The sequence below is a fragment of the Oryzomicrobium terrae genome (assembly GCF_008274805.1).
GTDB classification, from domain to species: Bacteria; Pseudomonadota; Gammaproteobacteria; order Burkholderiales; family Rhodocyclaceae; genus Oryzomicrobium; species Oryzomicrobium terrae.
In genome coordinates, this window is the sequence record NZ_CP022579.1 from 822,290 (window position 1) to 847,952 (window position 25,663).

A 25,663-nucleotide genomic window follows, 5' to 3' on the forward strand; every position below is an offset into this window, starting at 1 on the left:
TTAGTGGAACTGTTCTTCTTCGGTGGAACCGGTCAGGGCCTTCACGGAGGAAGAGCCACCCTGGATCACGGTGGTCACGTCGTCGAAGTAGCCAGCGCCCACTTCCTGCTGGTGGGAAACGAAGGTGTAACCCTGTTCGCGAGCGGCGAATTCGGGCTCTTGAACCATTTCCACGTAGTGCTTCATGCCTTCGCCGCCAGCGTAGGCCTTGGCGAACTTGAAGGTGTTGTACCAATTGACGTGGATACCGGCCAGGGTGATGAACTGGTACTTGTAGCCCAGGGCGGACAGCTCGTCCTGGAACTTGGCGATGGTCTTGTCGTCCAGGTTCTTCTTCCAGTTGAAGGAAGGCGAGCAGTTGTAGGACAGCAGCTTGCCCGGGCAGGCGGCATGCACGGCCTGGGCGAACTCGCGGGCAAAGCCCAGGTCCGGGGTACCGGTCTCACACCACACCAGGTCGGCGTAGGGGGCGTAGGCGACACCGCGGGAGATGGCCTGTTCCAGACCGTTCTTGACGCGGTAGAAGCCTTCCTGGGTGCGCTCACCGGTGCAGAAGGGCTTGTCGTTGGCGTCGTGGTCGGAGGTCAGCAGGTTGGCGGCCTCGGCATCGGTACGGGCCAGGATCAGGGTGGGGACACCCATCACGTCGGCGGCGAAACGAGCGGAGATCAGCTTTTCGATGGCTTCCTGGGTCGGCACGAGCACCTTGCCACCCATGTGGCCGCACTTCTTCACGGCTGCCAGCTGGTCTTCGAAGTGCACACCGGCAGCACCGGCGGCGATCATGTTCTTCATCAGCTCGAAGGCGTTCAGCACGCCGCCGAAACCGGCTTCAGCGTCAGCCACGATCGGCAGGAAGTAGTCGATGAATTCCTTGGAACCCGGCTCGATACCGCGAGAGCACTGGATTTCGTCGGCACGCTTGAAGGTGTTGTTGATGCGACGAACCATGGTGGGGACAGAGTCGTAGGCGTACAGCGACTGGTCCGGGTACATGGTTTCGGAGGTGTTGCCGTCGGCGGCAACCTGCCAGCCGGACAGATACACGGCTTCCAGGCCAGCCTTGGCCTGTTGCATGGCTTGGCCGGCGGTGATGGCGCCGAACGCGTTCACGTAGCCCTTCTTGGCACCGCCGTTGACCTTTTCCCACAGCTTTTCAGCACCGCGCTTTGCCAGGGTGTATTCGATTTGCAGGGAACCGCGCAGGCGCACCACGTCGGCAGCGCTGTAACCACGCTTGATGCCCTTCCAACGGGGGTTTTCGGCCCATTCCTTGGCCAGCTTTTGAGCTTCGAGTTCGCGAGACGACATGGAGATTCCTCTTCGGGTCAAAACGTGTTTCGGAAGGTGTGGGGTTTCATCGGGAAACCACCTTGGCGCCTTCGATCATGTGTCAGACACAAAACCGTGGCGACATGGGAGGGGAGTATAGGCCTCGTTTTGCGAAGCAACAATGGTTTTTCGAAAGTTGCGTGTAAATTTAAAACAACAAAAAATCAATGTGTTGTGCGTTTTAAACCGGATTGCGAAACGCGTTTCACGAGTGCGAAACGGGGGGTTTTGCTGCTTCGCACAACACTCTTATATAAGACAACTGATATTAAACATGTTTTTTCTTGTTGCGACGCACCATATACCCTCGTCATCCAAGTGCTGGCAAGGCTTTGCAACGGATTTCTCATTTATTAAATCGAGTTGCTAGAATCCCCGGCACGATATGCCGTACGTGATGCCCGAGCAGCCAAAGAGTGGGCCCCGATGTCCACCAACCCTTGGAGGAGAGATGAAAACGTTCTGGCAACTGTATGACTGGGTCGAGCGAACCTTCTGGAATACGCTGACCAAAAAGCTGATGAGCTTCTTGTTGCTGTTCCTGCTCAATCTCTTCTATCTGGGGGTCTATCTTTATCAGCAGCACGCGGTGGAGGCGGCGCTGCAGTCCGCAGCTGTGGCGCCCGAGGTGCTGCGGGGCGTATCGGCGGCCTTCGACCAGGGCTGGTGGGTGATGTTGGCGGTAACGGCGGTGGCGCTGGTCTGGAACGTGCTGCAGATTGCTTATCTGCGCTACCTGATCGTGCGTCCGATTCGCACCACGACCCAGATCTTTGATGAGATCGGGCGTGGCGAAGGGGATTTTTCCCGGGATCTGCCGGTAACCACCCACGACGAATTGCGCGAGCTGTCGGAGAGCTACAACCGCTTTGCCGACAAGATGCGGCAGATCATCAGCGAAGTGCGCAAGATGAGCGTCAATATCGCCCGGGAGGCGGTGGTGGTGCGCAAGAGCATGGGGGAAACCGCCCAGGGCGCCGTTCGCCAGGGCGAGATCACCGAGCAGGTGTTCGATTCGAGCAGCGAGGCGATCCGGGCGATCCAGGAGGTGACGGCCTCGGCGGAATTGATCTCGCGCTCCACCGACACCAACTTGCAGAGTGCCCGGGGGTCCCTGGGGGAGATGCTGGAGATCGTCGGCAAGGTGCAGGGCGTGAGCGACAAGCTAATGCGCTTCAACGACACCGTGGGCAATCTCAGCCAGCGCTCCGACAGCATTCGCCAGATCGCCGCGCTGATCAAGGAGATCGCCGATCAGACCAACCTGCTGGCGCTCAACGCCGCCATCGAGGCCGCCCGGGCCGGGGAAGCCGGGCGTGGCTTTGCCGTGGTGGCCGATGAAGTGCGCAAACTGGCTGAGCGGGTCAATGTGGCGACCCAGGAAATCACCCAGAACATCAACGACATGATCGGCCTGGTCAAGGAAACCCAGGTCGAAAACGAAGTCATCAACAGCGATATCGGCCAGACCCGGGCCGTGGTGGAGCGCTCGTCGGAGCAGTTCCGCGGCATGGTGCAGGATTTCGAGCACACCAGTGACCAGCTCAACCAGATCGCCGCGGCCATGGAGCAGCTCTCGGCGACCAATGCCCAGGTGCATGGCAATGTCACCCAGATTCATACCCTGTCCGCCGATGTTTCGCGCCACATGAGCGACTCCGAACGCTCCGCGGTGGAGTTGATGCAAGCCACCGAAGGGGTGCAGGAACTGGTCTCCCGCTTCAAGATCGGCCGCGGCACTTTCGACTACAACGTCGAGCAGGTGCGGGCCTTCCGCGACCGCATCCAGGCAGCTCTGGAGGCGATGCGTCAGCGTGGCATCGATGTTTTCGATCGAAACTACCGGGCCGTGGCCGGCACCAATCCGCAGAAATACCGGGTCGCATACGACGAGGATTTCATGCGCGATTGCCAGGGGTTGCTCGATGACGCACTGGCGAACATCAAGGGCGGGGCCTTTGCCGTGGCGGTGGACACGAACGGCTACCTTACCGCGCACAACGCCAAGTTCTCCAACCCCCTGACCGGCGATTATCAGACCGACCTGGTGGGCAACCGCACCCGGCGCAAATTCGAATCGCCCACCGAACTGCGGGCGGCGCGCAACACCAATCCGATGCTGCTGCAGACCTATATCCGCGATACGGGCGAACTGCTGTGCGATATTGCCATGCCGGTGATGGTCGATGGCCGGCACTGGGGCAACGTGCGCGTCGGCTGTAACAGCAACGTACTGCTCGACGCTTGAGGGACAGGCTCGGGGCCGGCGTGTCCGGCGCCCGAGTCTGCGCAGTGATTAGGCCAGGGGCTTGGCTGCCACCACGATGCCGTCCTGATCGGCGTAGAGCCATTGGCCAGGGACGAAGGTCACCCCGCCAAAGGTGACCGGCTGATTCCGGTCGCCGGCGCCTTTCTTGACGCTCTTTTTCGGGTGGGTGTTGAGGGCGCGCAGCCCCAGGTCCATGGCGGCCATGTCCGGCGTGTCGCGAATGCAGCCATAGACGACGATCCCGGCCCAGCCGTTCTTCACCGCCAGGGCGGCCAGCTGGTCGCCCACCAGGGCGCAGCGCAGGCTGCCGCCGCCATCGACCACCAATACCTTGCCTTGGCCGTCTTCGCCAAGCGCTTCGCGCACCAGGGAGTTGTCCTCGAACAGTTTCAGGGTGGCGATCTGGCCGGCAAAGGCGGGGCGTCCGCCGTAAGTGCGGAACAGCGGGTCGACGACGCGCAATTCGGCACTGGCATCGTTTTCGAAATCGTCACACAGGTCAGGGGTCTTGAAGCTCACGGTGTCTCCTCAGGCAGAGCGGAACAATGACTGGTGCATCGGGCGGCTAGTGTAGGGGCGGCGCCATGAAATAAAAAGGCCGCGCCGAAAAACTGGCGCGGCCCGGGAAGAGGCTGAATGGGGTAGAGAGGATCAGACCACCGCTTCGGCCTCTTCGGCGAAACGCAGTTTGACTTTGCGCTCCCCGTTCTTTTCCAGGTCCACCGTCACCCGGCCGCCATTGGCCAGCCGGCCGAACAGCAGCTCGTCGGCCAGGGCCGCACGGATCGTATCCTGGATCAGGCGTGCCATGGGGCGCGCGCCCATCAGCGGATCGAACCCCTTCTCAGCCAGGAACTCCTTGAGGGCGTCGGTGAAGATGGCTTCCACCTTCTTCTCGTGGAGCTGTTCTTCGAGTTGCATGAGGAACTTGTCCACCACCCGCAGGATGATGTCGTGGTCGAGAGGCTTGAACGAGATCACCGCGTCGAGCCGGTTGCGGAACTCCGGGGTGAACAGACGCTTGATCTCGATCATCTCGTCGCCCACCTCCTTGTTCGACGTGAAGCCCATCGCCGGTTTTTGCAGGTCGGCCGCCCCCGCGTTGGTGGTCATGATGATGATCACGTTGCGGAAGTCGGTCTTGCGCCCGTTGTTGTCGGTCAGGGTGCCGTGGTCCATCACCTGCAACAGGATGTTGTAGATGTCCGGGTGGGCCTTCTCGATCTCGTCGAGGAGCAGCACCGCGTGGGGCTTCTTGTTGATGGCCTCGGTGAGCTGGCCGCCCTGGTCGAAACCGACGTAGCCCGGGGGCGCGCCGATCAGGCGCGACACGGCGTGACGCTCCATGTACTCGGACATGTCGAAGCGCACCAGTTCGATACCCAGGCTGTAGGCCAGTTGCCGGGCCACCTCGGTCTTGCCGACACCGGTGGGGCCGGAGAAGAGGAAGGCGCCGATCGGTTTGCCCGGGCTGCCCAGGCCGGAGCGGGCCATCTTGATGGACTTGGCCAGGGCGTCGATGGCCGGATCCTGGCCGAACACCACGGCGCGCAAATCCCGGTCCAGGTTCTTCAGCACGGCCCGGTCGTCACTCGACACGTGAGTCGGCGGGATGCGGGCGATCTTGGCAACGATGTCCTCGATCTCGTTCTTGCCGATCAGCTTCTTCTGCCGCGATTTGGGCAGGATACGCTGGGCGGCGCCGGCCTCGTCGATCACATCGATGGCCTTGTCCGGCAGGTGCCGGTCGTTGATGAACTTGGCCGATAACTCCACCGCCGAGGTCAGGGCGGCGTTGGAGTACTTGATGCCGTGGTGGCTTTCGAAGCGCGACTTGAGGCCCTTGAGGATCTCAATGGTCTCGGCCACCGAAGGTTCGGGCACATCCACCTTCTGGAAGCGCCGCGACAGGGCATGGTCCTTCTCGAAAATACCCCGGTACTCGGTGTAGGTCGTGGCACCGATGCACTTCAGCTGACCGTTGGCCAGGGCCGGCTTGAGCAGGTTGGAGGCATCCAGGGTGCCACCCGAGGCCGAGCCGGCCCCGATCAGGGTATGAATCTCGTCGATGAACAGGATCGAGTGGGGCGTGTCCTGCAATTGCTTGAGCACGCCCTTGAGGCGCTGCTCGAAGTCACCGCGATATTTGGTTCCCGCCAGAAGGGCGCCCATGTCCAGGGCGTAGACGTGGGCCTCGGACAGCACTTCGGGAACTTCGCCCTCGACAATGCGCCGGGCCAGGCCTTCGGCGATGGCAGTCTTGCCCACGCCCGCCTCGCCCACCAGCAAGGGATTGTTCTTGCGCCGGCGGCACAGGGTCTGGATGACCCGCTCCAACTCCTTGTCACGGCCGATCAGGGGATCGATCTTGCCCTGCAGCGCCTGGGCGTTGAGGTTGATGGTGAAGTTTTCCAGGGGGCCGGAGCCGCTGCGCTCCTCACCTTCGCCCTCATGCTCGGATTCGCTCTTGGGGGCAGAGGAGGGTTGGGGCACCTTGGCCACGCCGTGGGAGATGAAATTGACCACATCCAAGCGCGAGACGCTCTGTTTCTGCAGGAAGTACACCGCGTGGGAGTCCTTCTCGCCAAAGATGGCGACCAGGACGTTGGCGCCGTTGACCTCCTTCTTGCCCGAGGACTGGACGTGCAGAATCGCCCGCTGGATAACGCGCTGGAAACCCAGGGTTGGCTGGGTGTCGATATCCGCATCGCCAGAAACGGTGGGGGTGTGTTCGGTGACGAAATCGGTCAGATCATGCCGCAGTTGGTCCAGATTGGCACCGCAGGCACGTAAGGCTTCCGCCGCCGACGGATTGTCCAACAGCGCGAGCAGCAGATGCTCCACGGTGATGAACTCGTGACGCTTCTGCCGGGCCTCCACAAACGCCATGTGGAGGCTGACTTCGAGTTCCTGAGCGATCATTTAGTTTTCCTCCATGATGCAGGCCAGCGGGTGCTGGTGCTGACGGGCGAATGACGTGACTTGTTCCACTTTGGTCGCCGCGATGTCCCGCGGGTAAACCCCGCAGACACCCCGTCCGTCGTTATGAACTTGGAGCATGATTCGGGTCGCTTGTTCTCGGTTGAGCGAAAAAAAACGCTCGAGAACCTCCACCACGAAATCCATTGGCGTGAAGTCGTCGTTGAGGATAACTACTTTATAGAGAGGGGGGGGCGATACGCGGGTTTTGACCGCTTCGAGGGATTCGCCGCCGGAAGTGCGTGTACGTGTTGCCATGCAATGGATTCTAAGCGTTCGCAACGATTCTGCAACGTCGCGGAATAAGCACCAAACAGGGGTTCAAAAAATGCTTGACGGATAGCGAGAAACCATCGTAAAAAAGCGGTGATGTTCGATTCTGCGGGTCCCGGGGGGCTTTTTTACAATCCTCGTTCCGCGCCGACAGCGCCCACCGCTGACGTGAATCAGACATTATGTGGGCACGCGGGGATATAACCCGGGGCTTTTGAGATTTAAGTAGAAAGGAAGTAGTAGACATGGCAACTGGTACCGTTAAATGGTTCAACGATGCTAAGGGCTTCGGCTTCATCACCCCGGACGACGGCGGTGAAGATCTGTTTGCCCACTTCTCGGCGATCACGATGAACGGTTTCAAGACGCTGAAGGAGGGGGAGAAGGTGTCCTTCGATGTGACCCAAGGTCCGAAGGGCAAGCAAGCGTCGAACATCCAGCGCGCCTAAGTTTTTAGGCGAGCAGGAATGCAAAAGCCCGCCAGTCGGCAAGACTGGCGGGCTTTTGTTTTGGCGGTTTGGCTATGCCCCCCGGGTAGGGCGCCGTACAGCGGGATTCAGGTTGCTTCGGGCCGATTCAGGCTGTTTCCGCTTGCCAGTGGCCGGATTTCCCACCTTCCTTCTCCAGCAGCCGGACCGATTCGATCTCCATGCCCCGGTCGGCCGCCTTGCACATGTCGTAAATGGTGAGCAGGCCGACGCTGGCAGCCGTCAGCGCCTCCATTTCCACTCCGGTGCGGCCATGGCATTCGGCGGTGGCCGAGCAGGTAACCGTGTGGGCGCTTTCGTCCAGGCTGAATTCCACGGCGACCCGGGTGAGGGCGATCGGGTGGCACAGGGGGATCAGGTCGGCGGTGCGTTTGGCGCCTTGAATGGCGGCGATGCGGGCGATGCCCAGGACATCGCCTTTCTTGGCGTTGCCTTCGCGGATCAGGGCCAGGGTTTCAGGACGCATGCGGATGCGCCCGACGGCGACGGCGCGGCGGGCAGTTTCCTGCTTGGCGCCGACGTCCACCATGTGGGCCTGGCCCTGGGGATCGAAGTGGGTGAGGGGGGAGGCGGGCGGATGGGCCATGAGTCAGATCGTCGCAAAGCACAGAGAAAAGGTTGGCTTTCCGCCTGTCAGGTGTTGGACAAGTCCGGAAAAAGCGTCGCTGATATTATAGCGTCCATGGTTCGAGCCCCCTTTTTCCGTCGCCCCTTGGCGGCGATCCTCGCGGTGCTGCTGGCCCTTGGGCCGGGCGGTTCCGTTTACGCCGAAGGTTTGCCCGATCTGGGCGATGCAGCCCAGTCCGACATTTCGCCCCTGGTGGAGAAAAAAGTCGGCGAGCAGATTTTCAACGATATCCGCCGCGACCCGGACTACCTCAACGACCCCGAGGTGACCGACTACCTGGAGCGGCTCGGCGGGCGCCTCACGGCGGCCAGCCCGGACCCGGCCTTCGGCTACACCTTCTTCGCCATCAAGGATCCGACGATCAACGCCTTTGCCACCTTCGGTGGCTACGTGGCGGTCAACACCGGGCTGCTGACGGCGGCTCAGACCGAATCCGAACTGGCCGGGGTGCTCGCCCACGAAATTTCCCACGTCACCCAGCATCACTTGGCCCGCGGCATCGCCAAGGAAAAGCAGAATTCGATCGCCGCCATGATCACCATGGCCCTGGCCATGCTGGCGGCCCGCTCCAATTCCCAGGTGGCCGGGGCTGCCATGGCCTCGGCCCAGGCCGGGGCGATCCAGTCGTCCCTGGCCTTTTCCCGGGAGTTTGAGCGGGAGGCCGACCGCATCGGCTTCCAGACCCTGCAGAAGGCCGGTTTCGACCCCCACGGCATGGCCGACTTCTTTGCCCGGCTGCAAAAGGCCACACGCCTCTACGAGAACAACGCGCCGGTGTACCTGCGTACCCACCCCCTGACGGTGGAGCGGATTTCCGACATGCAGAACCGGGTGCAGAACGTGCCTTACCGGCAGGTGCCCGATACGGCGGATTTCCAGTTGGTGCGGGCCAAGCTGCGGGCCATGGAAGGGACGCCCAAGGAGGCCGTCGCCCACTTCGAGGAAGTGTTGCGCGAGCGCAAGTTCGTCAATGAAGCCTCGGCCCACCTGGGCTTGGCCCGGGCGGCGCTGCGCGCCAAGGACGTGGCCACGGCGGAGCGGGAGTTGCAGGTGTTGCGCCGGGCCAAGGTCAATTCGGCCCTGGTGGAAAGCCTCGCCGCGGAAACTCGCCTGGCCGCGGGGGATCTGGTTGGTGCCGAGGCCGCCTACCGGGATGGCTTGAAGCGCTTTCCCTTCGCCAAGGGGCTGATCTACGGCCTGGGCGACACGATTTTTGTCGCCGGCCGCTACACCGAAGCCGTGGCCTTTGCCGAAGCCCAGAGCCAGGCCTATCCCCAGGACCCGACCTTCTATCTGCTCCTGGCCAAGAGCCACGCCGCTCTGGGCCACCGCCTGCCCCAGCACCGTGCCCTGGCGGAAGCCTATGCCTTGCAGGGGAAGACCGCCGAGGCGGTGGAGCAACTCAACCTGGCCCAGCGGGCCGGCGATGGCAACTTCTACGAACAGTCGGTGGTCGATGCCCGCCTCAAGGCCTTGAAGGCCCGTCAGGCCGAGGAGCAGCGGCGCTGACCGCCTCCTGACGCTGGGCTCAGATACGTTAGAATGCGTCGATGGTGGCGTGGCCTCGGTCGCGCCGCCGATATCGCCGATATCGCCGATTTTTCCGGGCGCTGTTCCGACACTTCCTGCCCCCACCTGCCGCCTTGGCCAATTACCCCAGCGACGCCATGACTACTCCCGCCTTCGACCGCGAGCTCGACGTTAAGGGCCTCAACTGCCCGCTCCCCATCCTGCGCACCAAGAAAACCCTGGCGGAAATGAGCTCGGGCCAGGTGCTCAAGGTGCTCGCTACCGACCCGGGCTCGGTCAAGGATTTCCAGGCATTCGCCCGGCAGACCGGCAACGAGCTGCTCGGTGCGAACGAAGACAGCCAGGTCTACGCCTTCTTCCTCAAGCGCAAGTAAGCCCCACCGCGGGGCTTGCGGCCGTGCCTTCCGCCCCGCTTCGGCCGTGTCCTCGTCCTTTTCTTTACCCCCGCTGCCCGATGGCGTTGTACGCGAACCCTTTGCCGTCCTCGATGACGGCGCGGGGGGCGCCTGGTACTACCATGGGCTGATCGACGCACTGAGCGTGGCCGATGCCGCGGCCTGGATGCCGGCACTGCGCCACGTCGAGGCCTGGAGCGCTGCCGGGCAGTATGTGGTGGTCGCCTTGGCCTACGAGCTGGGGGGCGTGCTCGAACCGGCCCTGGCCACGCTGGCGCCAGCCGCCGATCCTTCTCCAGATGCACCGCTGGCGCGCTTCTGGTGCTTTGCCCAGCGTGACCACCTCGATGGAAAGGCACGCCTGGCGTGGCTTTCCAGGTGGCAGTCCTCAAACCCCGCGCTGGTGGCCGATCTCCAGCCAGGCATGGCGGAGATGCCCTATTGGCGCGGGGTTCAGCGCATCCGTGAGTACATTGCCGCCGGTGACTGCTACCAGGTCAATTTCACCTTTCCCTACACGGGCCGGTTGATCGGCCACCCCTTGCGCCTCTACGCCGACCTGTGTGCCCGCCAACCGGTGGGCTGTGGCGGGGTGGTGATGCACGACGCGGGTGCCATCCTGTCCCTGTCGCCGGAGCTGTTTCTGGAACGGCAGGGCGAGCGGATCGTCTCCCGGCCGATGAAAGGCACCGCCCCCCGGGGCGCGACCGGCGCTGAGGATGCGCTGGCCCGGGACGCCCTGGCCGCCTCGGCCAAGGACCGGGCCGAGAACGTGATGATCGTGGACCTGATCCGCAACGACCTGGCCCGGGTGGCGCAAACTGGCTCGGTTGCGGTCGAGCGCCTGTTCGACATCGAAACCTATCCGACCGTGCTGCAAATGACCTCCGCGGTGGCTGCTCGCCTGCGTCCCGAAGCAGGCCTGGCCGATATCCTCGCGGCACTCTTTCCCTGCGGCTCGATCACAGGCGCCCCCAAGGTGCGTGCCATGCAGATCATCCGGGAACTGGAGGCGGCACCGCGCGGGTTGTACACCGGCAGCCTGGGTTGGATCGCACCGGGGGGCGACTTCCGCTTCAACGTAGCGATTCGCACCGTGGACGTGGCCGGCGACGGTGCCCTGCGCCTGGGGGTGGGCAGCGGCATCACCTACGCCTCGGAGCCCGCGGCGGAATACCGGGAATGCCTGCTCAAGGCACGCTTTCTCTGCGACCTGGCGGATGACGCGCAGGGTGTACTGCTGATCGAAACCCTGCGCCTGGACGTCGACGAGCGCGGCTACAACTATCCGCGCCGGGCCGGCCACCGCCGCCGCCTGGCCCGTTCCGCCGCCACCCTGGGCTTTGCCTTCGATGTCGCGGCCTTCGACCAGGTCCTGGCGGACGCTGGTAACGATGCCACCCGCCACCCCGCCGGTGCGTGGCGGGTACGCCTGACCCTGGCGCGCAACGGCGCCGTGGCCACCACCGTGGCTCCTCTCGACCCGCTGCCGGCAGGCCCCCTGGAGGTGATGCTGTCCCCTCTGGTCATCGCGTCCGACGACCCCTGGTTGGCGCACAAGACTACGGTGCGCCAGCGCTACGATGCCGAACTGGCGCGGGTCACGCAGATCCCGGGCGTGTTCGACGTCCTGTTCCTCAACGAGCGGGGCGAGATTGGCGAAGGCGCGCGCAGCAACCTGTTCGCCCATATCGACGGCCGCTTGGTTACGCCCTCCTTGCGCTGCGGTGCCCTACCCGGCGTGCTGCGTGCCGAACTGCTGGAGAAGGGCGAGGCGGTGGAAGGCGTGCTGCGCCTGGACGACCTCCGGCGGGCCGAGACCCTCTATTGCGGCAACGCCCTGCGCGGCTTGCAGGCCGTGACCTTGCGTGCCTGAGGCGTGCCGTACGTGGTCAAGGTGTGGCGCGTTGCTGCGGTACGGTCAGGAATGGGGCGGAGTACCGTTGGTGCATCGCCCCGTTCGGTAAGGGCAGGAGCAATGCGTAGCGCTGTGTAGAATGAAAAAGCCGCCCGAGGGCGGCTTTTTCATTGGCATTGCCGGCAGGGTCGGCACCGGTGCTCTGGATCAGCCGCCCAGCTTGGCCAGTTGCGGCTTGAGCTGCTCCAGGGTGGCAGAGAAGTCGGCCAGCCGTTTCTTTTCCTGCTCCACCACCGCCGCCGGGGCCCGGGCGACGAAGCTCTCGTTACCAAGCTTGGCCGAGGCTCGGGAAATCTCGCCTTCGAGGCGGGCGATTTCCTTGGCCAGGCGCTCTTTCTCAGCCGCCACGTCGATCTCCACCTGCAGCATCAGGCGGGTCTCGCCGGCCACCGCCACCGGGGCCAGGCTGTCGGCGGGCAGGTCGTCCACCACGGTGATCTCGGAGAGGCGCGCCAGGGCGGCCAGGTAGGGCAGGTGCGGCGCCAGTTCGGCGGCATCGCCCGCCACCACCAGGGGCGCCTTCACCGACGGGGAGATGGTCATCTCGCCACGCAGGTTGCGGCAGGCCGAGATCAGGGCCTTGAGGCGCTCCACCTTGGCTTCGGACTCCGGGTCGATGCGGGCCGGGTTGGCCTCCGGGTAGGGGGCGAGCATGATCGACGGGTGGGTCTTGCGCCCGGCGATGGGGGCCACGGTCTGCCACAGCTCTTCGGTGATGAAGGGCAGCAGCGGGTGGGCCAGGCGCAGGATGGTTTCCAGCACCCGCACCAGGGTGCGCCGGGCGCCCCGGGCCAGGGCGTCGTCGCTGCCGTTGATCTGCACCTTGGCCAGTTCCACGTACCAGTCGCAGAACTCGTCCCAGACGAAGCGGTAGATGGCCTGGGCAAGCAGGTCGAAGCGGTAGTCGGTGAAGTACTGGGCGACTTCCTGCTCCAGCCGCTGCAGCTGGCTGACGATCCAGCGGTCGGCGAAGCTGAACTGAAGCGGCGCAGCGCCCGGGGTGGCCGGGCAGGATCCGTCGGCGGCCTGGCTGTGCTCGAGGGCCAGGTCGTGGCCTTCCACGTTCATCAGCACGAAGCGGGTGGCGTTCCACAGCTTGTTGCAGAAGTTGCGGTAGCCCTCGCAGCGGTTCAGGTCGAACTTGATGTCCCGGCCCGGGCTGGCGAGCGATGCGAAGGTGAAGCGCAGGGCGTCGGTGCCGAAGGCGGGGATGCCGTCGGGGAATTCCTTGCGGGTCTTCTTCTCGATCTGGGCGGCCTGCTTGGGGTTCATCAGGCCGAAGGTGCGCTTCTTGACCAGGTCTTCGATGCCGATGCCGTCGATGAGGTCGATGGGGTCCAGCACGTTGCCCTTGGACTTGGACATTTTCTGGCCTTCGCCGTCCCGGATCAGGCCGTGCACATAGACGTGCTTGAAGGGGATCTTGCCGGTGATGTGCTTGGTCATCATGACCATGCGTGCCACCCAGAAGAAGATGATGTCAAAGCCCGTGACCAGCACGGAGGAGGGCAGGTAGAGGTCCAGGGCCGGGTTGGACTTGGCCGGGTACTCGGGCGTCCAGTCCAGGGTGGAGAAGGGCCACAGGGCGGAGGAGTACCAGGTGTCGAGCACGTCCGCATCCCGGGTCAGTTGGCCGGCGTAACCGGCGGCGTCGGCCTGGGCCCGGGCTTCTTCCTCGTTGTGGGCGACGAAGACTTCGCCGTTCACGCCGTACCAGGCGGGAATCTGGTGGCCCCACCACAGCTGGCGAGAGATGCACCAGTCCTGGATGTTGTTGAGCCACTGGTTGTAGGTGTTCACCCAGTTTTCCGGGTAGAACTTGATCTCGCCGGATTGCACCACGTCCAGGGCCTTCTCGGTGATGGACTTGCCGTCCTCGCCGGGCTTGCTCATGGCGACGAACCACTGGTCGGTGAGCATGGGCTCGATGACCACGCCGGTACGGTCGCCGCGGGGCACCTTGAGCTTGTGCTTGTCGGTCTTTTCCAGGATGCCCAGGGCTTCCAGGTCGGCCACCACGGCCTTGCGGGCGTCGAAACGGTCCAGGCCCCGGTACTTCTCGGGGGCGTGGTCGTTGATTTTGCCGTCCAGGGTCAGGATGGAGATGAGGGGCAGGTTGTGGCGCTGGCCCACGGCGTAGTCGTTGAAGTCGTGGGCCGGGGTGACTTTCACCACGCCGGTGCCGAATTCCATGTCCACATAGGCGTCGGCGATGACCGGGATTTCCCGGTCGGTCAGGGGCAGCTTCACCAGCTTGCCGATGAGGTGCTTGTAGCGCTCATCTTCCGGGTGGACCATGACGGCGGTGTCGCCCAGCATGGTCTCGGGCCGGGTGGTGGCCACGGTGAGCGTCGCACTGCCGTCCGCCAGGGGGTAGCGGATGTGCCACATGAAACCGTCTTCCTCCTCCTGCACCACTTCCAGGTCGGAGACGGCAGTGTGCAGCTTCGGGTCCCAGTTCACCAGGCGCTTGCCGCGGTAGATGAGGCCTTCCTTGTAGAGGCGGACGAAGGATTCGGTGACGATCTTGTTGAGGCCGGCGTCCATGGTGAAGCGTTCCCGCTTCCAGTCCGGGCTGGTGCCCAGACGACGCATCTGGCGGGTGATGGTGCCGCCGGAGTATTCCTTCCACTCCCACACCTTCTCCAGGAATTTCTCCCGGCCCAGGTCGTGGCGGGAAATGCCCTGGGCGTCCAGCTGGCGCTCCACCACGATCTGGGTGGCGATGCCGGCGTGGTCGGTGCCCGGCTGCCACAGGGTGTTGTGGCCCTTCATCCGGTAGTAGCGGGTGAGGGCGTCCATGATGGTCTGGTTGAAGCCGTGGCCCATGTGCAGGGTGCCGGTGACGTTGGGCGGCGGCAGCAGGATGCAGAAGGACTGATCGGCAGGCTTGCTGGTGTCCAGGCCGGCGGCGAAGTAGCCGTTCTCTTCCCAGGTGGGGTACCAGCGGCCCTCGATGGCGGCGGGTTCAAAGCTCTTGGCGAGTTCCATGACGATGCGGAGGCAAAAGATGAAATCTGCTGGCGGCGGCTGGCTCGGGACAAACGAGCGGCGCGGGCCAGGGGGCAGGAAAACCAGAAATTATACCCGACCACCCCCATCGACCTGGCGGGCGACAGTGCTGGCGTGAGGGTCAGGTGGGCTGCGGATCGTTGGGCAGGGGCGGAGCGGCGCGCAACAGATCGGCGAGGGCGCCCTCGATGGCCGCCTGGGTGGCCAGCTCGATGCGTTGGTGGAGGACGGCCAGGGCGGCGTCCTGGGCTGCCTCGATGATTTGTGGCAGAGCATCTGCCAGGCGTGCCTCAAGGGCCCGGGCCAGGTCGGCGGACAGCGGGGTGGCCAACGAGGTCAGTGGGGCGGGGGCGGCCGTCTCGGCGAGGTGCGGTGGGAGTTGTCGCGGAACGGAGAGGGCTTCGGCCTTGGGCTTGGCCGGAGCGGGGCTCACCACTTCGGTGAGCAGGGGGAAGTCGTCATCCACCGCCGGGGCAGGGGCGCGGTGCGGCTCGTTGGCCGCTTCCGGCAGCGGAACTGAGGGCGCCGCAGCGAGAAAGCGGCGTCGCTTCGGCGCATTGCCGTCGCCATTGCCGGGCGGGGGAGGGGGCGGAATCAGCGTCACGGGGCGATAGTGGAATCGGAGGGAGCGGGGGGGAGGTGCCGGGATGCCCGGCAGCCGAGGTTTGGGTTGGGCGTTAGTTTGCCCGCTGCTGCCCCAGATCGTGGAAGTTCACCGTGCAACCAGCCTGCTTGTAGTGGCCTACCCGTTCGCGCCCCGGCAGCCGCTCGTCGGCATCCTGGCCGATGATTTCCAGGATACGCTCGAAACGTTCGTACCCTTCCGGTACCGCCTGCCCCAGGTTGAGCAGCAGGGAGGCGCGCAGGTGGGCCGGCAATTCGCCCAGGTGGCGGGCGATGATGATCGGGGTTTCGCTCGCCAGAGGGGATTCGGCGCGGCAATGGGGGGTGAAAGCGAGGGGCGGCAGGGACCACAGCTGCCGGTCGAAGGCCTGTGCCTGGCGTTCCTCGGGCGCAATCACCACCAGTGCCAGGCGATTGGCGAAGCTCTTGTGCGCAAGCTTCACCGCCACCGCCAGGCGATCTGGGGCGTTGTGGTAGAAATCCACCCGAGGCATGGCCATGGGTCAGTCGATCTTGCCGGCCCGCTTGAGCAGGAAATGGGCGAGCATGGGCACTGGCCGGCCAGTGCCGCCTTTGTCGGCGCCGGACTTCCAGGCGGTGCCGGCGATATCCAGGTGCGCCCAGTCGTATTTCTTGGTGAAACGGGACAGGAAGCAGGCGGCTGTGATGGCACCACCGGGGCGGCCGCCGATGTTGGCCATGTCGGCGAAGGGGCTCTTCAGTTGTTCCTGATAGTCGTCCCACAGCGGCATGTGCCAGGCACGGTCGAAAGCCTCCTCACCGGCGGTGAGCAGTTCCCGCGCCAGGGTCTCGTTGTTCGAGAAAAGGCCGGTGGCGATATGTCCCAGGGCGATGACGCAGGCGCCGGTGAGGGTGGCCACGTCCACCACCACTTCGGGCTCGTAGCGCTCGGCGTAGGTTAGGGCGTCACACAGGATCAGGCGGCCTTCGGCGTCGGTGTTGAGAACCTCGATGGTCTGGCCGGACAGGGACGTGACGATGTCGCCGGGCTTGGTGGCGGCTCCGCCGGGCATGTTTTCGGTGGTGGGGACGAGCACGACCAGATTGACCGGCAGCTTCATCATGGCGGTGGCACGGATGGTGCCGAGCACGCTGGCGGCGCCGCACATGTCGTACTTCATCTCATCCATTTCCGCCCCGGGCTTGAGCGAAATGCCGCCGGTGTCGAATGTGACACCCTTGCCAACCAGGACGATGGGCTTCTGGCTGGCATCCGCCCCTTTGTGCTGGAGCACGATGAACTTGGGCGGCTGGTGACTGCCCTTGGCTACGGACAGGAACGCCCCCATACCCAAGGCTTCCAGATCGCTACGTTCCAGTACTTGGCAGTCCAGGCCAAGCTCTTTGGCCATTTCCAAGGCCTGCTCGGCCAGGTAAGTGGGGGTGCACACATTGCCGGGCATGTTGCCCAGGTTCTTGGCGTAGGACACCCCCTCGGCAATAGCCAGGCCTTGGGCCAGGGCTTCTTCGGCGGGCGTCAGTTCGTTGCGCCGCTCGACGGCAAAGGTCAGCTTGCGTAGCGGGCGGCGGACGTCGTCCTTCTTGCTCTTGAAGCGGTCGAAGCGATAGACGGTTTCCTGGGCCACCAGGGTGGCCTGGCGGATGCGCCAACCGACGTCGCGGCGCTTGACGCCGGTTTCGGTGAGAAACACCACGCCGTCGAAGGAACCGGTCTCGTTGAGGGTTTTAACGGCGGCGCGCAGTGCGGAGCAGTATTCCTTCTCGCGGAATTCCTTTTCCTTGCCGAGGCCCACTAACAGTACGCGGTCGCACAGGGTTCCAGGGACATTGTGTAGAAGGAGGGTGGAACCGAGCTTGCCCTCCATGTCGCCCCGACGAATGATGTCCGACAGGTAGCCGCGGGCCGCATTGTCAATGAGTTCGGCAGGAAGCGTCAGCTTGCGGGGTTCGAAAACACCGACCACCACACAGGCGCTGCGCTGTTTTTCCGGGCTGCCGCTTTTTATGCTAAATTCCATGACCTGCTCCTTACGGGGCGAATTTTCACAAATCCGGCGAAAAATTCATTATCGCCACCTTTCTCCGCAAAAGTCAAAGCATGGTGTTCGCGCGCGCCGCCCGGCGTGAGTTCGGTCAGAACGCGGCAGCCATTTTCGTGGCGCTCTTCGCGATTCTCATCACCACCCAGCTGATCCGTCTCCTCGGGCAGGCGGCAGGGGGGCAGGTTGCGCCTTCTGCGGTTGCCGCGCTGATGGGCTTTGGCGCGCTTTCCTACCTCCACGTACTGTTGTCGCTGACGGTCTTCATCGCCGTGTTGATGGCAGTTTCGCGCAGTTATCGCGATTCCGAGATGGTGGTGTGGTTTTCTTCCGGGCATTCCCTGGTTGGATGGATTCGACCGGTGCTTTCCTTTGCGGTGCCACTGGTGGTTCTGGTAGCAGTTACTGCCATTTTTCTTACTCCTTGGTCTCTGGCTCAGAGTGCGGATTATCGGCAAAAAGTATCGGAGCGACAGGAGGCTGAACAGGTCTCCCCGGGGGCGTTCCGTGAAATACGTTCGGGCAGCACCGTAGTGTTCGTCGAATCCCTCGGGGCAAACGAGTCCAGTATTGGCCAGGTATTCGTTGCCTCTCTGCAGCACGGCCGCCAGGGAGTGGTGGTGGCCCGCCAGGGGCGGCAGGAATATGCGCCCAACGGTGATCGTTTCGTGGTGCTGGAGAATGGCCGCCGTTATGACGTGGAGCCGGGGGCGGCCGATGCCCGTATCCTGGATTTTGAGCGCTACGCTGTAAGAGTGGAGACTGGCGAGTCCCGAGGTGTTGAACAGACGCCGTCGCGGGCATTCATCACCGATTTGCTGCGTCAACGCAGCGCTGCCAACGATGCCGAGCTGTTTTGGCGCCTTTCCCAGCCCTTGTCCATGGCGGTGCTGGCCTTCTTGGCCATCCCGCTAGGCTACGTCAATCCTCGCTCCGGGCGGTCAGGCAACCTGTTGCTGGCATTGCTCACCTTTGCCATTTATCTCAACCTGAACTCGGTCGTGCAAGCCTGGGTCGCCCAGGGCAAGATCGATCTGCTGCCTGCCCTGTTGCTATTGCACGGCGGGATGGCGGCGTTCATTCCGGTGCTGTTCTACCAGCGTATTGCGGTTAAACCCTTGCTGCGCTTCCGCTCATGATCCATCGCCGCCATTTGCAGCGCGAAGTGATAGCCGCCAGTTTGCTGATTCTGGCCGGGTTTATCGCGCTCTTCGGGTTTTTCGATCTACTGGGTGAATTGCGGGATGTGGGTAAGGGCAGCTATCGCCTGACTCAGGCGGTGCTGTATACGCTGCTCATCCTGCCTGGGCGGGTGTATGAATTGATGCCGGTGGCAGTGTTGATCGGCACTCTCTATGCCTTGTCGACCCTGGCGCGTCACTCCGAAATCACCGTGTTGCGGGCTTCGGGGCTGTCGACCTGGAAATTGCTGCTGATCCTGTTCCGTGCAGCCGGATGGTTCGCCTTGGCGGCCTTTCTCATCGGTGAGTTCGTTGCCCCCGCGGCGGAACAGGCTGCCCAGACCCTGAGAGTCAAGTCGATCAGCGGCGTGGTTGCGCAGGATTTTCGCTCCGGATTATGGGTCAAGGATGGCCCGAGCTTCGTCAATGTGAAACAAGTCATGCCTGACGGTACCCTTCGCGGAGTGCGGATTTACCGGTTTGACGCCGATTTGAATTTGCTTGCCGTCAGCGATGCGGCTCATGGTGAGCATTTGGATGGGGCCAATGAGGAAGCCAACTGGCGCCTCGATGAGGTGGTCAGCACTCGTTTTAGCAATGGGCGCGCCTCGGTCGAGAAGCTGCCTTCGATGCTTTGGCGTTCGGCCCTATCGCCAGAAATCCTCGCTGTACTGCTGATCAAGCCGGACCGAATGTCGGTAATGAGCTTGGTGACGTACATTCGCCATCAGGCCGAGAACGGCTTGCGTACCGACCAATACCAGATCGCGCTATGGAAAAAGCTGGCTTATCCGTTTGCGTCGCTGGTGATGGTGGCGCTGGCCTTACCCTTCGGTTACACCCATAGCCGGGTGAGTGGGGTGGCGCTGAAGTTGTTCGGTGGAGTCATGCTCGGGGTGTTTTTCCATATGCTGAACGGCCTCTTTTCCAGCTTGGGGGTGATTAATAGCTGGTCTCCGCTGGCAAGTGCTTTCGCTCCGGCAATCCTGTTTATGCTGGCGGCTGCCGGCATGCTGTGGTGGGTGGAGCGGCGCTAACCCGTCGGCCGTACATCGCACTTAACACGGCAAAAGCCCATGAAAAAGCGCCCAACCGGGCGCTTTTTCATGGGCTTCTGTTTGTCGCAAGTAGCTAGCGTGGCAGGGCTACAACGCGTGTGCCGGCCAGGCGGTCATGGAGAAATTGGCGGTCCCGGTCGATCAGGCTCCAGAGTAGCCCAACAATGAGAAGGGTGCTTGGCCACGCTGCGAGATAGCGAATTAGAGCCTGAAATGGTGTCACCGGGTATCCCCGGTTGTCTTCAAGCCGTACGCGCCACGTCTTCATGGCCAGGGTTTGGCCGCCATGCAGCCAGAACCACAGGAAGTAAAGTGCTAGCAAGAGGAACAGGTGCGCCCAGAGGAGGCCAGGGCTGGCGACGCGGTGCAGCAGGGCGCCAACCAGTAGGTGGGGGGTGATGAAGCCTACGGCAAGTACGCCTGCCAGCAACAGGCTTTCATAGGCCATCGCCAGCAGTCTGCGAGAGAGTGCCGCGGGCGGATGGTGGGGGTTTTGAGACGCGCGGGGCTGGTAAGTGTGGGTCAAGGAGTGTAGGGCGAAAGTAAATTTCGGAACGATTTTACCGAACCTTCTTGGGCGGCGGCGGGGGGCGGTGCTGGCTCAGTATTGGGGGGGGCGGTGGGGGGAGGGGGCGCTTCCGTTGCGGGCGGGCTCGCTTGAGGGGCTGGCGAAGCGATGCGTGGCGGAGTGCTGGTGCTGCCTGGGCGACGCGGAAGAGCGGAATTACTTTTGGCTGTGCTGGCCTGTTTAGCCTTGGCGGCTTGGGTCAGGCGTTCTTTTTCTTCTTCCGGCAGGTTTTCATATTCCTGCCATTTTTGCAGCACCGCTTCCCTTTTTTCAGGAGGGAGGCGGCTGAGCGAGGCGAACTTGTTGCGGGCGTCCCGTCGTTGCTGGGGGGTGAGTTCCACCCACTCGCGCATCCGGGCCTGGACGCGTTCTTGCTCTTTGGTGCTCATACGTGCATAGCGTTCGGCAATGCCGAGCCATTTTTTACGCCGCACGTTCTCCATCGCGTCCCATTCGTTGACCAGCGGCGCCAGGATACGGTGCTGCTCCGCGCTGAGCTGCCCCCAGGTGGGTTGGCTGGGGGTGACAACACCCGCCGCCGGCGAGGCATTAGTCACGGCCGGTACGCTTTGCGGCACAGGAGGTACTGCTTCCTTGTGTCGGATTCCCCATGTCACCAGGCCGGCCACGCCGGCGGCGATACAGGCGCCGATTACTGCTCGCTTGAACTGCCGTGAAGCCATGCGTCGAAACCCTTGTCGAGGTAGGCGCTAACGGGCAGGTCGTCGGCCAGCAGGGCGCTGTCCACGTCTTCCAGGTCGCTTAGGGAGTTCTGGGCCTGCCAGTAGAAACCGGTGGCCAGGACGAGCAGCAACACCAGGGCGGCTAGCCAGGGGGCGAGCTGTGCCTTGTTGTCGTTGAATACGCCAGCCAAGCCGGCGAGCCGGCTCGCTTGTACGGTGACCCGCTTTTGCCGGGCAAGGGCTTGGTGGCGCATAGCGCTCAAGCGGGAGGCGGTGGTAGGGTCGAATTGGCGCAGCCCGCCGTCCAGCGTCTGGGCGACGCGACGGGCAAATTGTGTTTCATTCATAAGGTGATTCCTTTGGCCTTGAGAGCGGCCGCCAGGGTATGGGTGGCGCGGGAACAGTGGGTTTTGACGCTTCCTTCGGAGCAGCCCATGGCGGCGGCGGTTTCGGCAACATCTAACTCCTCCCAGTAACGCATGAGGAAGGCTTCCCGTTGACGTGGCGGTAGCTTGGCCAATTCAGCTTCGATGGCGGCGATGACCTGGCCTTGGGTGAAGCGGCTTTCGGGGGTTTCCTGGGTGTTCGCCCCGCTATTGCCACCCATGGTTTCCAAGGGGTCACTGCCTTCGTCGTCGGGCGCCAGGGACGACAGCAGGGTGGTCCAAGTGTTGCGTACCTTGGAGCGACGGAAATAATCGCGGATGCCGTTCTGCAGAATGCGTTGGAAGAGCATAGGCAGCTCTTCCGCGGGGCGGTCGCCGTAACTTTCCGCCAGTTTAAGCATGGCGTCCTGAACGAGGTCGAGGGCCGTTTCCTCATTCTGGGTGCCGAACAGGGCCTGCTTGAAGGCCCGGCGCTCCACCGAAGCGAGAAAGTCGGACAGTTCCTGTGGGGTGGCCAGAAGATACCTCGAAGTGGGACGGAAGGCGGTGGGGCAGATTGGTCGCGCGGAGGCTTGCGGCGAGGCCCGGGGCTCCCCCCTTAAGCCTTGACCAATCGCGGGGGAGTCAGTAATTTAGCGGACTTTTCCGCCCTTGCCGAGCGCATCTGTGCAGGGGCGGATGGATGAGACGAATGTTGCACGCGGCGTGGCATGCCTGCTGCGGACAAAATGCTCGTTTTCTCTTCCCGCCCGGACTGTGCTCGCTTGTTGGCAGCAGCCGGGCGGCGACCAGCTCCATCAAACCGTCCGTTGCGCGGGCGTTGTGGTTGCTGGTCCGCAAGGCAGGCTGCGCGCGACGGGTGAATCGGATTCCCGGCTCGCATGGCATATAGAACACAGGCAACAGGCACTCAGGGTAAGGCAATGCAAATCACCGGCGCGGAAATTGTAATCAGGTGCCTCCAGGAAGAAAAGGTCGAGCATGTGTTCGGCTATCCCGGCGGCGCGGTGCTTCACCTCTATGACGCCCTGTTCCAGCAGGATCAGGTCAAGCACATTCTGGTGCGCCACGAGCAGGCTGCGGTACATGCGGCCGATGCCTATTCACGCTCGTCCCAGAAGGTCGGCGTGGCCCTGGTGACCTCGGGCCCGGGTGCGACCAATGCCGTGACCGGCATTGCCACGGCCTATATGGATTCGATCCCCCTGGTGATCATCTCCGGTCAGGTGCCTACTGCGGCGATCGGTCTGGATGCCTTCCAGGAAGTGGATACCGTCGGTATCACCCGGCCCTGCGTCAAGCACAATTTCCTGGTCAAGGACGTGCGCGACATCGCCGATACCATCAAGAAGGCCTTCTATCTGGCCCGTACCGGCCGTCCCGGCCCGGTGTTGGTGGATATCCCCAAGGACATCACGGCCCAGAGTGCCGAGTTCGAGTATCCGAAGTCGGTGCAGATGCGCTCCTACAATCCGATTGTCAAAGGCCATCTGGGGCAGATCAAGAAGGCAGCGCAATTGCTGCTCGAAGCCAAGCGGCCGATGATCTACGTGGGCGGCGGGGTGATCCTGTCCGATTCTGCGGCCAAGCTGACGTCCCTGGCCAAACGCCTCGGTTTCCCAGTGACCCAGACCCTGATGGGGTTGGGCTCCTTCCCGGCTTCCGATGCCCAGAATCTGGGCATGCTCGGCATGCACGGCACCTACGAAGCCAACATGGCGATGCAGCACTGTGACGTGCTGCTCGCTGTCGGCGCCCGTTTCGACGATCGGGTGATCGGCAATCCGGCGCACTTTTCCCAGGTGCCGCGCAAGATCGTGCACATCGACATCGACCCCTCGTCGATCTCGAAGCGGGTCAAGGTGGATGTCCCCATCGTCGGCAATGTGCCCGATGTGCTCGATGAGTTGCACAAGCTTCTCGACGAGCAGGACAAGGCTGGTGCCAAGACCGACCCGGCTGTGGCCGAGTGGTGGAAAACCATCGCCGAATGGCGCGCCCGGGACTGCATGAGCTACAAGCCGAACGGTGCTGCGATCATGCCCCAGTCGGTGATCCAGGCTCTGCATCAGGTCACCCGGGGTGAGGCCTTCGTCACCTCCGACGTGGGCCAGCACCAGATGTGGGCGGCCCAGTACTACAAGTTCGACCAACCGCGGCGCTGGATCAACTCCGGTGGCCTGGGCACCATGGGCGTGGGCCTGCCCTACGCTATGGGCGTTTCCTTCGCCCATCCGGGGGCCACGGTGGCCTGTGTCACCGGCGAGGCGTCGATCCAGATGAACATTCAGGAACTGTCGACGTGCAAGCAGTTCCGCCTGCCGATCAAGGTGGTGAACCTCAATAACCGCTATCTGGGCATGGTCCGCCAGTGGCAGGAGATGTTCCACGGCAGCCGCTACTCCGAGTCCTACATGGATTCACTGCCCGACTTCGTCAAGCTGGCCGAGGCCTATGGCCACGTCGGCCTGCGCGTTGAGCGGCCGGAAGACCTGATGCCGGCCATGGAGTTAGCCTTCTCCGACAAGCACAAGAACGACTTCGTCTTCCTCGACGTGCTGACCGACCAGACCGCCAACGTGTTCCCCATGATCGCCGCGGGCAAGGGCCTGTCGGAAATGATCCTGGCCGAAGACCTGTAAGGGGAACCCCATGCGACACATCATTTCCATCCTGCTGGAAAACGAAGCCGGGGCCCTGTCCCGGGTGGCTGGGCTGTTCTCCGCCCGGGCCTACAACATCGAATCCCTGACGGTGGCGCCGACGGAAGATCCGTCCCTGTCGCGCATGACCATCGTCACGTCCGGTTCGGACGACGTACTCGAACAGATCACCAAGCAGCTCAACAAGCTGGTGGACGTGGTGAAAGTGGTGGATCTGTCCGAGGCCGCGCATATCGAGCGCGAGCTGATGCTCATCAAGGTCCGGGCCACCGGCAAGGACCGTGAGGAAATGAAGCGGATGGCGGATATCTTCCGTGGCCGCATCATCGACGTCACCGAATCCACCTATGTCATCGAACTGACGGGGGCGAGCTCCAAGCTCGACGCCTTCATCGAGGCCCTCGACCACGGCCTCATTCTCGAGACGGTACGTACCGGCGTTTGCGGCATCGGCCGCGGCGACCGGATTCTGAAAGTTTGATTGCGCTTTATTCGCCAAATCTCCGGCCAGCTGCACCGGCTGGTCTTCATCTCGCCAAGGGGTTGATATGAAAGTCTATTACGACAAGGACGCCGACCTTTCCCTGATCAAGGGCAAGAAGGTCACCATCGTGGGTTACGGTTCCCAGGGCCACGCTCACGCCCAGAACCTGAAGGATTCCGGCGTCAAGGTCACCGTTGGCCTGCGCAAGGGCGGTGCTTCCTGGGCCAAGGCCGAGAAGGCCGGCCTCAAGGTCGAAGAGATCGCCAAGGCCGTCAAGGGCGCCGACGTGGTGATGATCCTCCTGCCGGACGAGAACATCCCCGCCGTGTACTACAGCGAAGTCGAGCCGAACATCAAGAAGGGTGCCGCCCTGGCCTTCGCCCACGGCTTCAACGTGCATTACAACCAGGTGGTGCCCCGTGCCGACCTGGACGTGATCATGGTCGCCCCCAAGGGCCCCGGCCATACCGTGCGCTCCGAGTACCTCAAGGGCGGCGGTGTGCCGTCCCTGATCGCCGTGTATCAGGACGTTTCCAAGAAGGCCAAGGACATCGCTCTGTCTTACGCCGCTGCCAACGGCGGCACCAAGGGTGGCGTGATTGAGACCAACTTCCGCGAAGAGACCGAAACCGACCTGTTCGGCGAACAGGCCGTGCTCTGTGGTGGCGCCGTGGAATTGGTCAAGATGGGCTTCGAAACCCTGGTGGAAGCCGGCTACGCGCCCGAAATGGCCTACTTCGAGTGTCTGCACGAACTGAAGCTGATCGTGGACCTGATGTACGAAGGCGGCATTGCCAACATGAACTACTCCATCTCCAACAACGCGGAGTATGGCGAGTACGTGACCGGCCCCGAGGTCATCAACGAAGAGTCCCGCTACGCCATGCGCGAAGCCCTGAAGCGCATCCAGACCGGCGAGTACGCCAAGATGTTCATTCAGGAAGGCAAGACCAACTACCCGAGCATGACGGCTCGCCGTCGTCTCACCGCCGAGCATCCGATCGAGCAGGTTGGTGAGAAGCTGCGCGACATGATGCCGTGGATCAAGAAGAACAAGCTCGTCGACCAGTCCAAGAACTGATCAACGGGCATCGCGCCGCCAGGATGTATCCTGGCGGCGCCCTTGCCTTGGGCGGCGTCGGCAGCGACCCGCCCAATTCGTTTTTGTGGA

The 25,663-nt window shown here is 63.1% G+C and carries 23 protein-coding genes; 10 read left to right on the forward strand and 13 right to left on the reverse strand.

The window, feature by feature from the left end; genetic code table 11:
• Complete coding sequence (aceA, locus tag OTERR_RS03780; protein WP_054621568.1) at window positions 1-1,311, reverse strand: isocitrate lyase; 1,311 nt, start codon at window positions 1,309-1,311, stop codon at window positions 1-3.
• A gap of 472 nt (window positions 1,312-1,783) precedes the next feature.
• Here aceA and OTERR_RS03785 point away from each other — a divergent pair, with 472 nt between their 5' ends.
• Complete coding sequence (locus tag OTERR_RS03785) at window positions 1,784-3,580, forward strand: methyl-accepting chemotaxis protein (protein ID WP_149424912.1); 1,797 nt, start codon at window positions 1,784-1,786, stop codon at window positions 3,578-3,580.
• Window positions 3,581-3,628: 48 nt separating this feature from the next.
• On the opposite strand, the gene rraA is transcribed toward OTERR_RS03785, so the two are convergent.
• The 3 genes from rraA to clpS all read right to left on the reverse strand — a co-directional run bounded on the left by rraA (window position 3,629) and on the right by clpS (window position 6,838).
• Entirely contained in the window at window positions 3,629-4,120 is a 492-nt protein-coding gene (gene rraA, locus OTERR_RS03790; RefSeq protein WP_149424913.1) for a ribonuclease E activity regulator RraA, read from the reverse strand.
• A 132-nt stretch (window positions 4,121-4,252) separates the two neighbouring features.
• On the reverse strand, window positions 4,253-6,523 hold the full coding sequence (clpA, locus tag OTERR_RS03795; protein WP_149424914.1) for an ATP-dependent Clp protease ATP-binding subunit ClpA: 2,271 nt from the start codon (window positions 6,521-6,523) through the stop codon (window positions 4,253-4,255).
• Window positions 6,524-6,838 (reverse strand): ATP-dependent Clp protease adapter ClpS, encoded by a 315-nt coding sequence (clpS, locus tag OTERR_RS03800; protein ID WP_054621564.1) that lies wholly within the window; start codon window positions 6,836-6,838, stop codon window positions 6,524-6,526.
• A gap of 260 nt (window positions 6,839-7,098) precedes the next feature.
• Here clpS and OTERR_RS03805 point away from each other — a divergent pair, with 260 nt between their 5' ends.
• Window positions 7,099-7,302, forward strand: coding sequence for a cold-shock protein (locus tag OTERR_RS03805; RefSeq protein WP_054621563.1), 204 nt, complete (start codon window positions 7,099-7,101; stop codon window positions 7,300-7,302).
• A 127-nt stretch (window positions 7,303-7,429) separates the two neighbouring features.
• Here the strand turns inward: OTERR_RS03805 and moaC are convergent, their stop codons facing one another.
• Window positions 7,430-7,927, reverse strand: coding sequence for a cyclic pyranopterin monophosphate synthase MoaC (gene moaC, locus OTERR_RS03810; protein ID WP_149424915.1), 498 nt, complete (start codon window positions 7,925-7,927; stop codon window positions 7,430-7,432).
• Between the two features lie 96 nt (window positions 7,928-8,023).
• Between moaC and OTERR_RS03815 the strand changes: the two genes are divergently transcribed.
• From OTERR_RS03815 to pabB, 3 genes are all read left to right on the forward strand, one after another.
• A complete protein-coding gene (locus OTERR_RS03815; protein ID WP_149424916.1) occupies window positions 8,024-9,478 on the forward strand; it encodes a M48 family metalloprotease in 1,455 nt (484 codons plus the stop codon).
• 158 nt (window positions 9,479-9,636) lie between these two features.
• Window positions 9,637-9,873, forward strand: a complete 237-nt coding sequence (locus OTERR_RS03820) for a sulfurtransferase TusA family protein (protein WP_054621654.1) — start codon at window positions 9,637-9,639, stop codon at window positions 9,871-9,873.
• A gap of 46 nt (window positions 9,874-9,919) precedes the next feature.
• On the forward strand, window positions 9,920-11,770 hold the full coding sequence (gene pabB / locus OTERR_RS03825; protein WP_149424917.1) for an aminodeoxychorismate synthase component I: 1,851 nt from the start codon (window positions 9,920-9,922) through the stop codon (window positions 11,768-11,770).
• Window positions 11,771-11,959: 189 nt separating this feature from the next.
• On the opposite strand, the gene OTERR_RS03830 is transcribed toward pabB, so the two are convergent.
• The 4 genes from OTERR_RS03830 to OTERR_RS03845 all read right to left on the reverse strand — a co-directional run bounded on the left by OTERR_RS03830 (window position 11,960) and on the right by OTERR_RS03845 (window position 17,448).
• On the reverse strand, window positions 11,960-14,803 hold the full coding sequence (locus OTERR_RS03830; protein WP_149424918.1) for a valine--tRNA ligase: 2,844 nt from the start codon (window positions 14,801-14,803) through the stop codon (window positions 11,960-11,962).
• 142 nt (window positions 14,804-14,945) lie between these two features.
• Window positions 14,946-15,428, reverse strand: coding sequence for a hypothetical protein (locus tag OTERR_RS03835; RefSeq protein WP_149424919.1), 483 nt, complete (start codon window positions 15,426-15,428; stop codon window positions 14,946-14,948).
• A 73-nt stretch (window positions 15,429-15,501) separates the two neighbouring features.
• Window positions 15,502-15,948 carry a DNA polymerase III subunit chi gene (locus OTERR_RS03840; protein WP_223115997.1) on the reverse strand — a complete coding sequence of 149 codons (447 nt, stop codon included), beginning with the start codon at window positions 15,946-15,948 and terminating at the stop codon, window positions 15,502-15,504.
• 3 nt (window positions 15,949-15,951) lie between these two features.
• On the reverse strand, window positions 15,952-17,448 hold the full coding sequence (locus tag OTERR_RS03845) for a leucyl aminopeptidase (RefSeq protein ID WP_054621556.1): 1,497 nt from the start codon (window positions 17,446-17,448) through the stop codon (window positions 15,952-15,954).
• 80 nt (window positions 17,449-17,528) lie between these two features.
• Here OTERR_RS03845 and lptF point away from each other — a divergent pair, with 80 nt between their 5' ends.
• Window positions 17,529-18,608, forward strand: a complete 1,080-nt coding sequence (lptF, locus tag OTERR_RS03850; protein WP_149424920.1) for an LPS export ABC transporter permease LptF — start codon at window positions 17,529-17,531, stop codon at window positions 18,606-18,608.
• Entirely contained in the window at window positions 18,605-19,687 is a 1,083-nt protein-coding gene (lptG, locus tag OTERR_RS03855) for an LPS export ABC transporter permease LptG (RefSeq protein WP_149424921.1), read from the forward strand. The genes lptF and lptG overlap by 4 nt, the downstream gene beginning before the upstream one ends.
• A 94-nt stretch (window positions 19,688-19,781) precedes the next feature.
• Here the strand turns inward: lptG and OTERR_RS03860 are convergent, their stop codons facing one another.
• The 4 genes from OTERR_RS03860 to OTERR_RS03875 form a co-directional block, all read right to left on the reverse strand.
• On the reverse strand, window positions 19,782-20,156 hold the full coding sequence (locus OTERR_RS03860) for an RDD family protein (protein ID WP_149424922.1): 375 nt from the start codon (window positions 20,154-20,156) through the stop codon (window positions 19,782-19,784).
• A 74-nt stretch (window positions 20,157-20,230) separates the two neighbouring features.
• Window positions 20,231-20,959, reverse strand: coding sequence for a DUF3106 domain-containing protein (locus OTERR_RS03865; protein WP_149424923.1), 729 nt, complete (start codon window positions 20,957-20,959; stop codon window positions 20,231-20,233).
• The gene (locus OTERR_RS03870) at window positions 20,929-21,306 is read right to left on the reverse strand and encodes a DUF3619 family protein (protein WP_054621964.1); all 378 of its coding nucleotides are present in this window, start codon (window positions 21,304-21,306) and stop codon (window positions 20,929-20,931) included. The genes OTERR_RS03865 and OTERR_RS03870 overlap by 31 nt, the downstream gene beginning before the upstream one ends.
• Window positions 21,303-21,824: an RNA polymerase sigma factor gene (locus OTERR_RS03875; protein WP_246154321.1), complete on the reverse strand. Its 522-nt coding sequence runs from the start codon at window positions 21,822-21,824 to the stop codon at window positions 21,303-21,305. The genes OTERR_RS03870 and OTERR_RS03875 overlap by 4 nt, the downstream gene beginning before the upstream one ends.
• 444 nt (window positions 21,825-22,268) lie before the next feature.
• On the opposite strand from OTERR_RS03875, the gene ilvB reads away from it, so the two are divergent.
• The 3 genes from ilvB to ilvC all read left to right on the forward strand — a co-directional run bounded on the left by ilvB (window position 22,269) and on the right by ilvC (window position 25,573).
• Window positions 22,269-23,987, forward strand: a complete 1,719-nt coding sequence (gene ilvB / locus OTERR_RS03880; RefSeq protein ID WP_149424924.1) for a biosynthetic-type acetolactate synthase large subunit — start codon at window positions 22,269-22,271, stop codon at window positions 23,985-23,987.
• A gap of 10 nt (window positions 23,988-23,997) precedes the next feature.
• The gene (gene ilvN, locus OTERR_RS03885; protein WP_054621967.1) at window positions 23,998-24,489 is read left to right on the forward strand and encodes an acetolactate synthase small subunit; all 492 of its coding nucleotides are present in this window, start codon (window positions 23,998-24,000) and stop codon (window positions 24,487-24,489) included.
• 67 nt (window positions 24,490-24,556) lie between these two features.
• Entirely contained in the window at window positions 24,557-25,573 is a 1,017-nt protein-coding gene (ilvC, locus tag OTERR_RS03890) for a ketol-acid reductoisomerase (RefSeq protein WP_054621968.1), read from the forward strand.
• The last annotated feature ends 90 nt before the right edge of the window (window positions 25,574-25,663 follow it).

Coding starts and splice junctions, on each gene's coding strand:
- lptG (WP_149424921.1), top strand. CDS start 18,605: ATGATCCATCGCCGCCATTTGCAGCGCGAAGTGATAGCCGCCAGTTTG.
- OTERR_RS03840 (WP_223115997.1), bottom strand. CDS start 15,948: ATGGCCATGCCTCGGGTGGATTTCTACCACAACGCCCCAGATCGCCTG.
- OTERR_RS03830 (WP_149424918.1), bottom strand. CDS start 14,803: ATGGAACTCGCCAAGAGCTTTGAACCCGCCGCCATCGAGGGCCGCTGG.
- OTERR_RS03865 (WP_149424923.1), bottom strand. CDS start 20,959: ATGGCTTCACGGCAGTTCAAGCGAGCAGTAATCGGCGCCTGTATCGCC.
- moaC (WP_149424915.1), bottom strand. CDS start 7,927: ATGGCCCATCCGCCCGCCTCCCCCCTCACCCACTTCGATCCCCAGGGC.
- ilvC (WP_054621968.1), top strand. CDS start 24,557: ATGAAAGTCTATTACGACAAGGACGCCGACCTTTCCCTGATCAAGGGC.
- OTERR_RS03785 (WP_149424912.1), top strand. CDS start 1,784: ATGAAAACGTTCTGGCAACTGTATGACTGGGTCGAGCGAACCTTCTGG.
- OTERR_RS03860 (WP_149424922.1), bottom strand. CDS start 20,156: ATGGCCTATGAAAGCCTGTTGCTGGCAGGCGTACTTGCCGTAGGCTTC.
- OTERR_RS03820 (WP_054621654.1), top strand. CDS start 9,637: ATGACTACTCCCGCCTTCGACCGCGAGCTCGACGTTAAGGGCCTCAAC.
- OTERR_RS03870 (WP_054621964.1), bottom strand. CDS start 21,306: ATGAATGAAACACAATTTGCCCGTCGCGTCGCCCAGACGCTGGACGGC.
- clpS (WP_054621564.1), bottom strand. CDS start 6,838: ATGGCAACACGTACACGCACTTCCGGCGGCGAATCCCTCGAAGCGGTC.
- OTERR_RS03815 (WP_149424916.1), top strand. CDS start 8,024: ATGGTTCGAGCCCCCTTTTTCCGTCGCCCCTTGGCGGCGATCCTCGCG.
- aceA (WP_054621568.1), bottom strand. CDS start 1,311: ATGTCGTCTCGCGAACTCGAAGCTCAAAAGCTGGCCAAGGAATGGGCC.
- clpA (WP_149424914.1), bottom strand. CDS start 6,523: ATGATCGCTCAGGAACTCGAAGTCAGCCTCCACATGGCGTTTGTGGAG.
- lptF (WP_149424920.1), top strand. CDS start 17,529: ATGGTGTTCGCGCGCGCCGCCCGGCGTGAGTTCGGTCAGAACGCGGCA.
- OTERR_RS03805 (WP_054621563.1), top strand. CDS start 7,099: ATGGCAACTGGTACCGTTAAATGGTTCAACGATGCTAAGGGCTTCGGC.
- OTERR_RS03845 (WP_054621556.1), bottom strand. CDS start 17,448: ATGGAATTTAGCATAAAAAGCGGCAGCCCGGAAAAACAGCGCAGCGCC.
- ilvN (WP_054621967.1), top strand. CDS start 23,998: ATGCGACACATCATTTCCATCCTGCTGGAAAACGAAGCCGGGGCCCTG.
- ilvB (WP_149424924.1), top strand. CDS start 22,269: ATGCAAATCACCGGCGCGGAAATTGTAATCAGGTGCCTCCAGGAAGAA.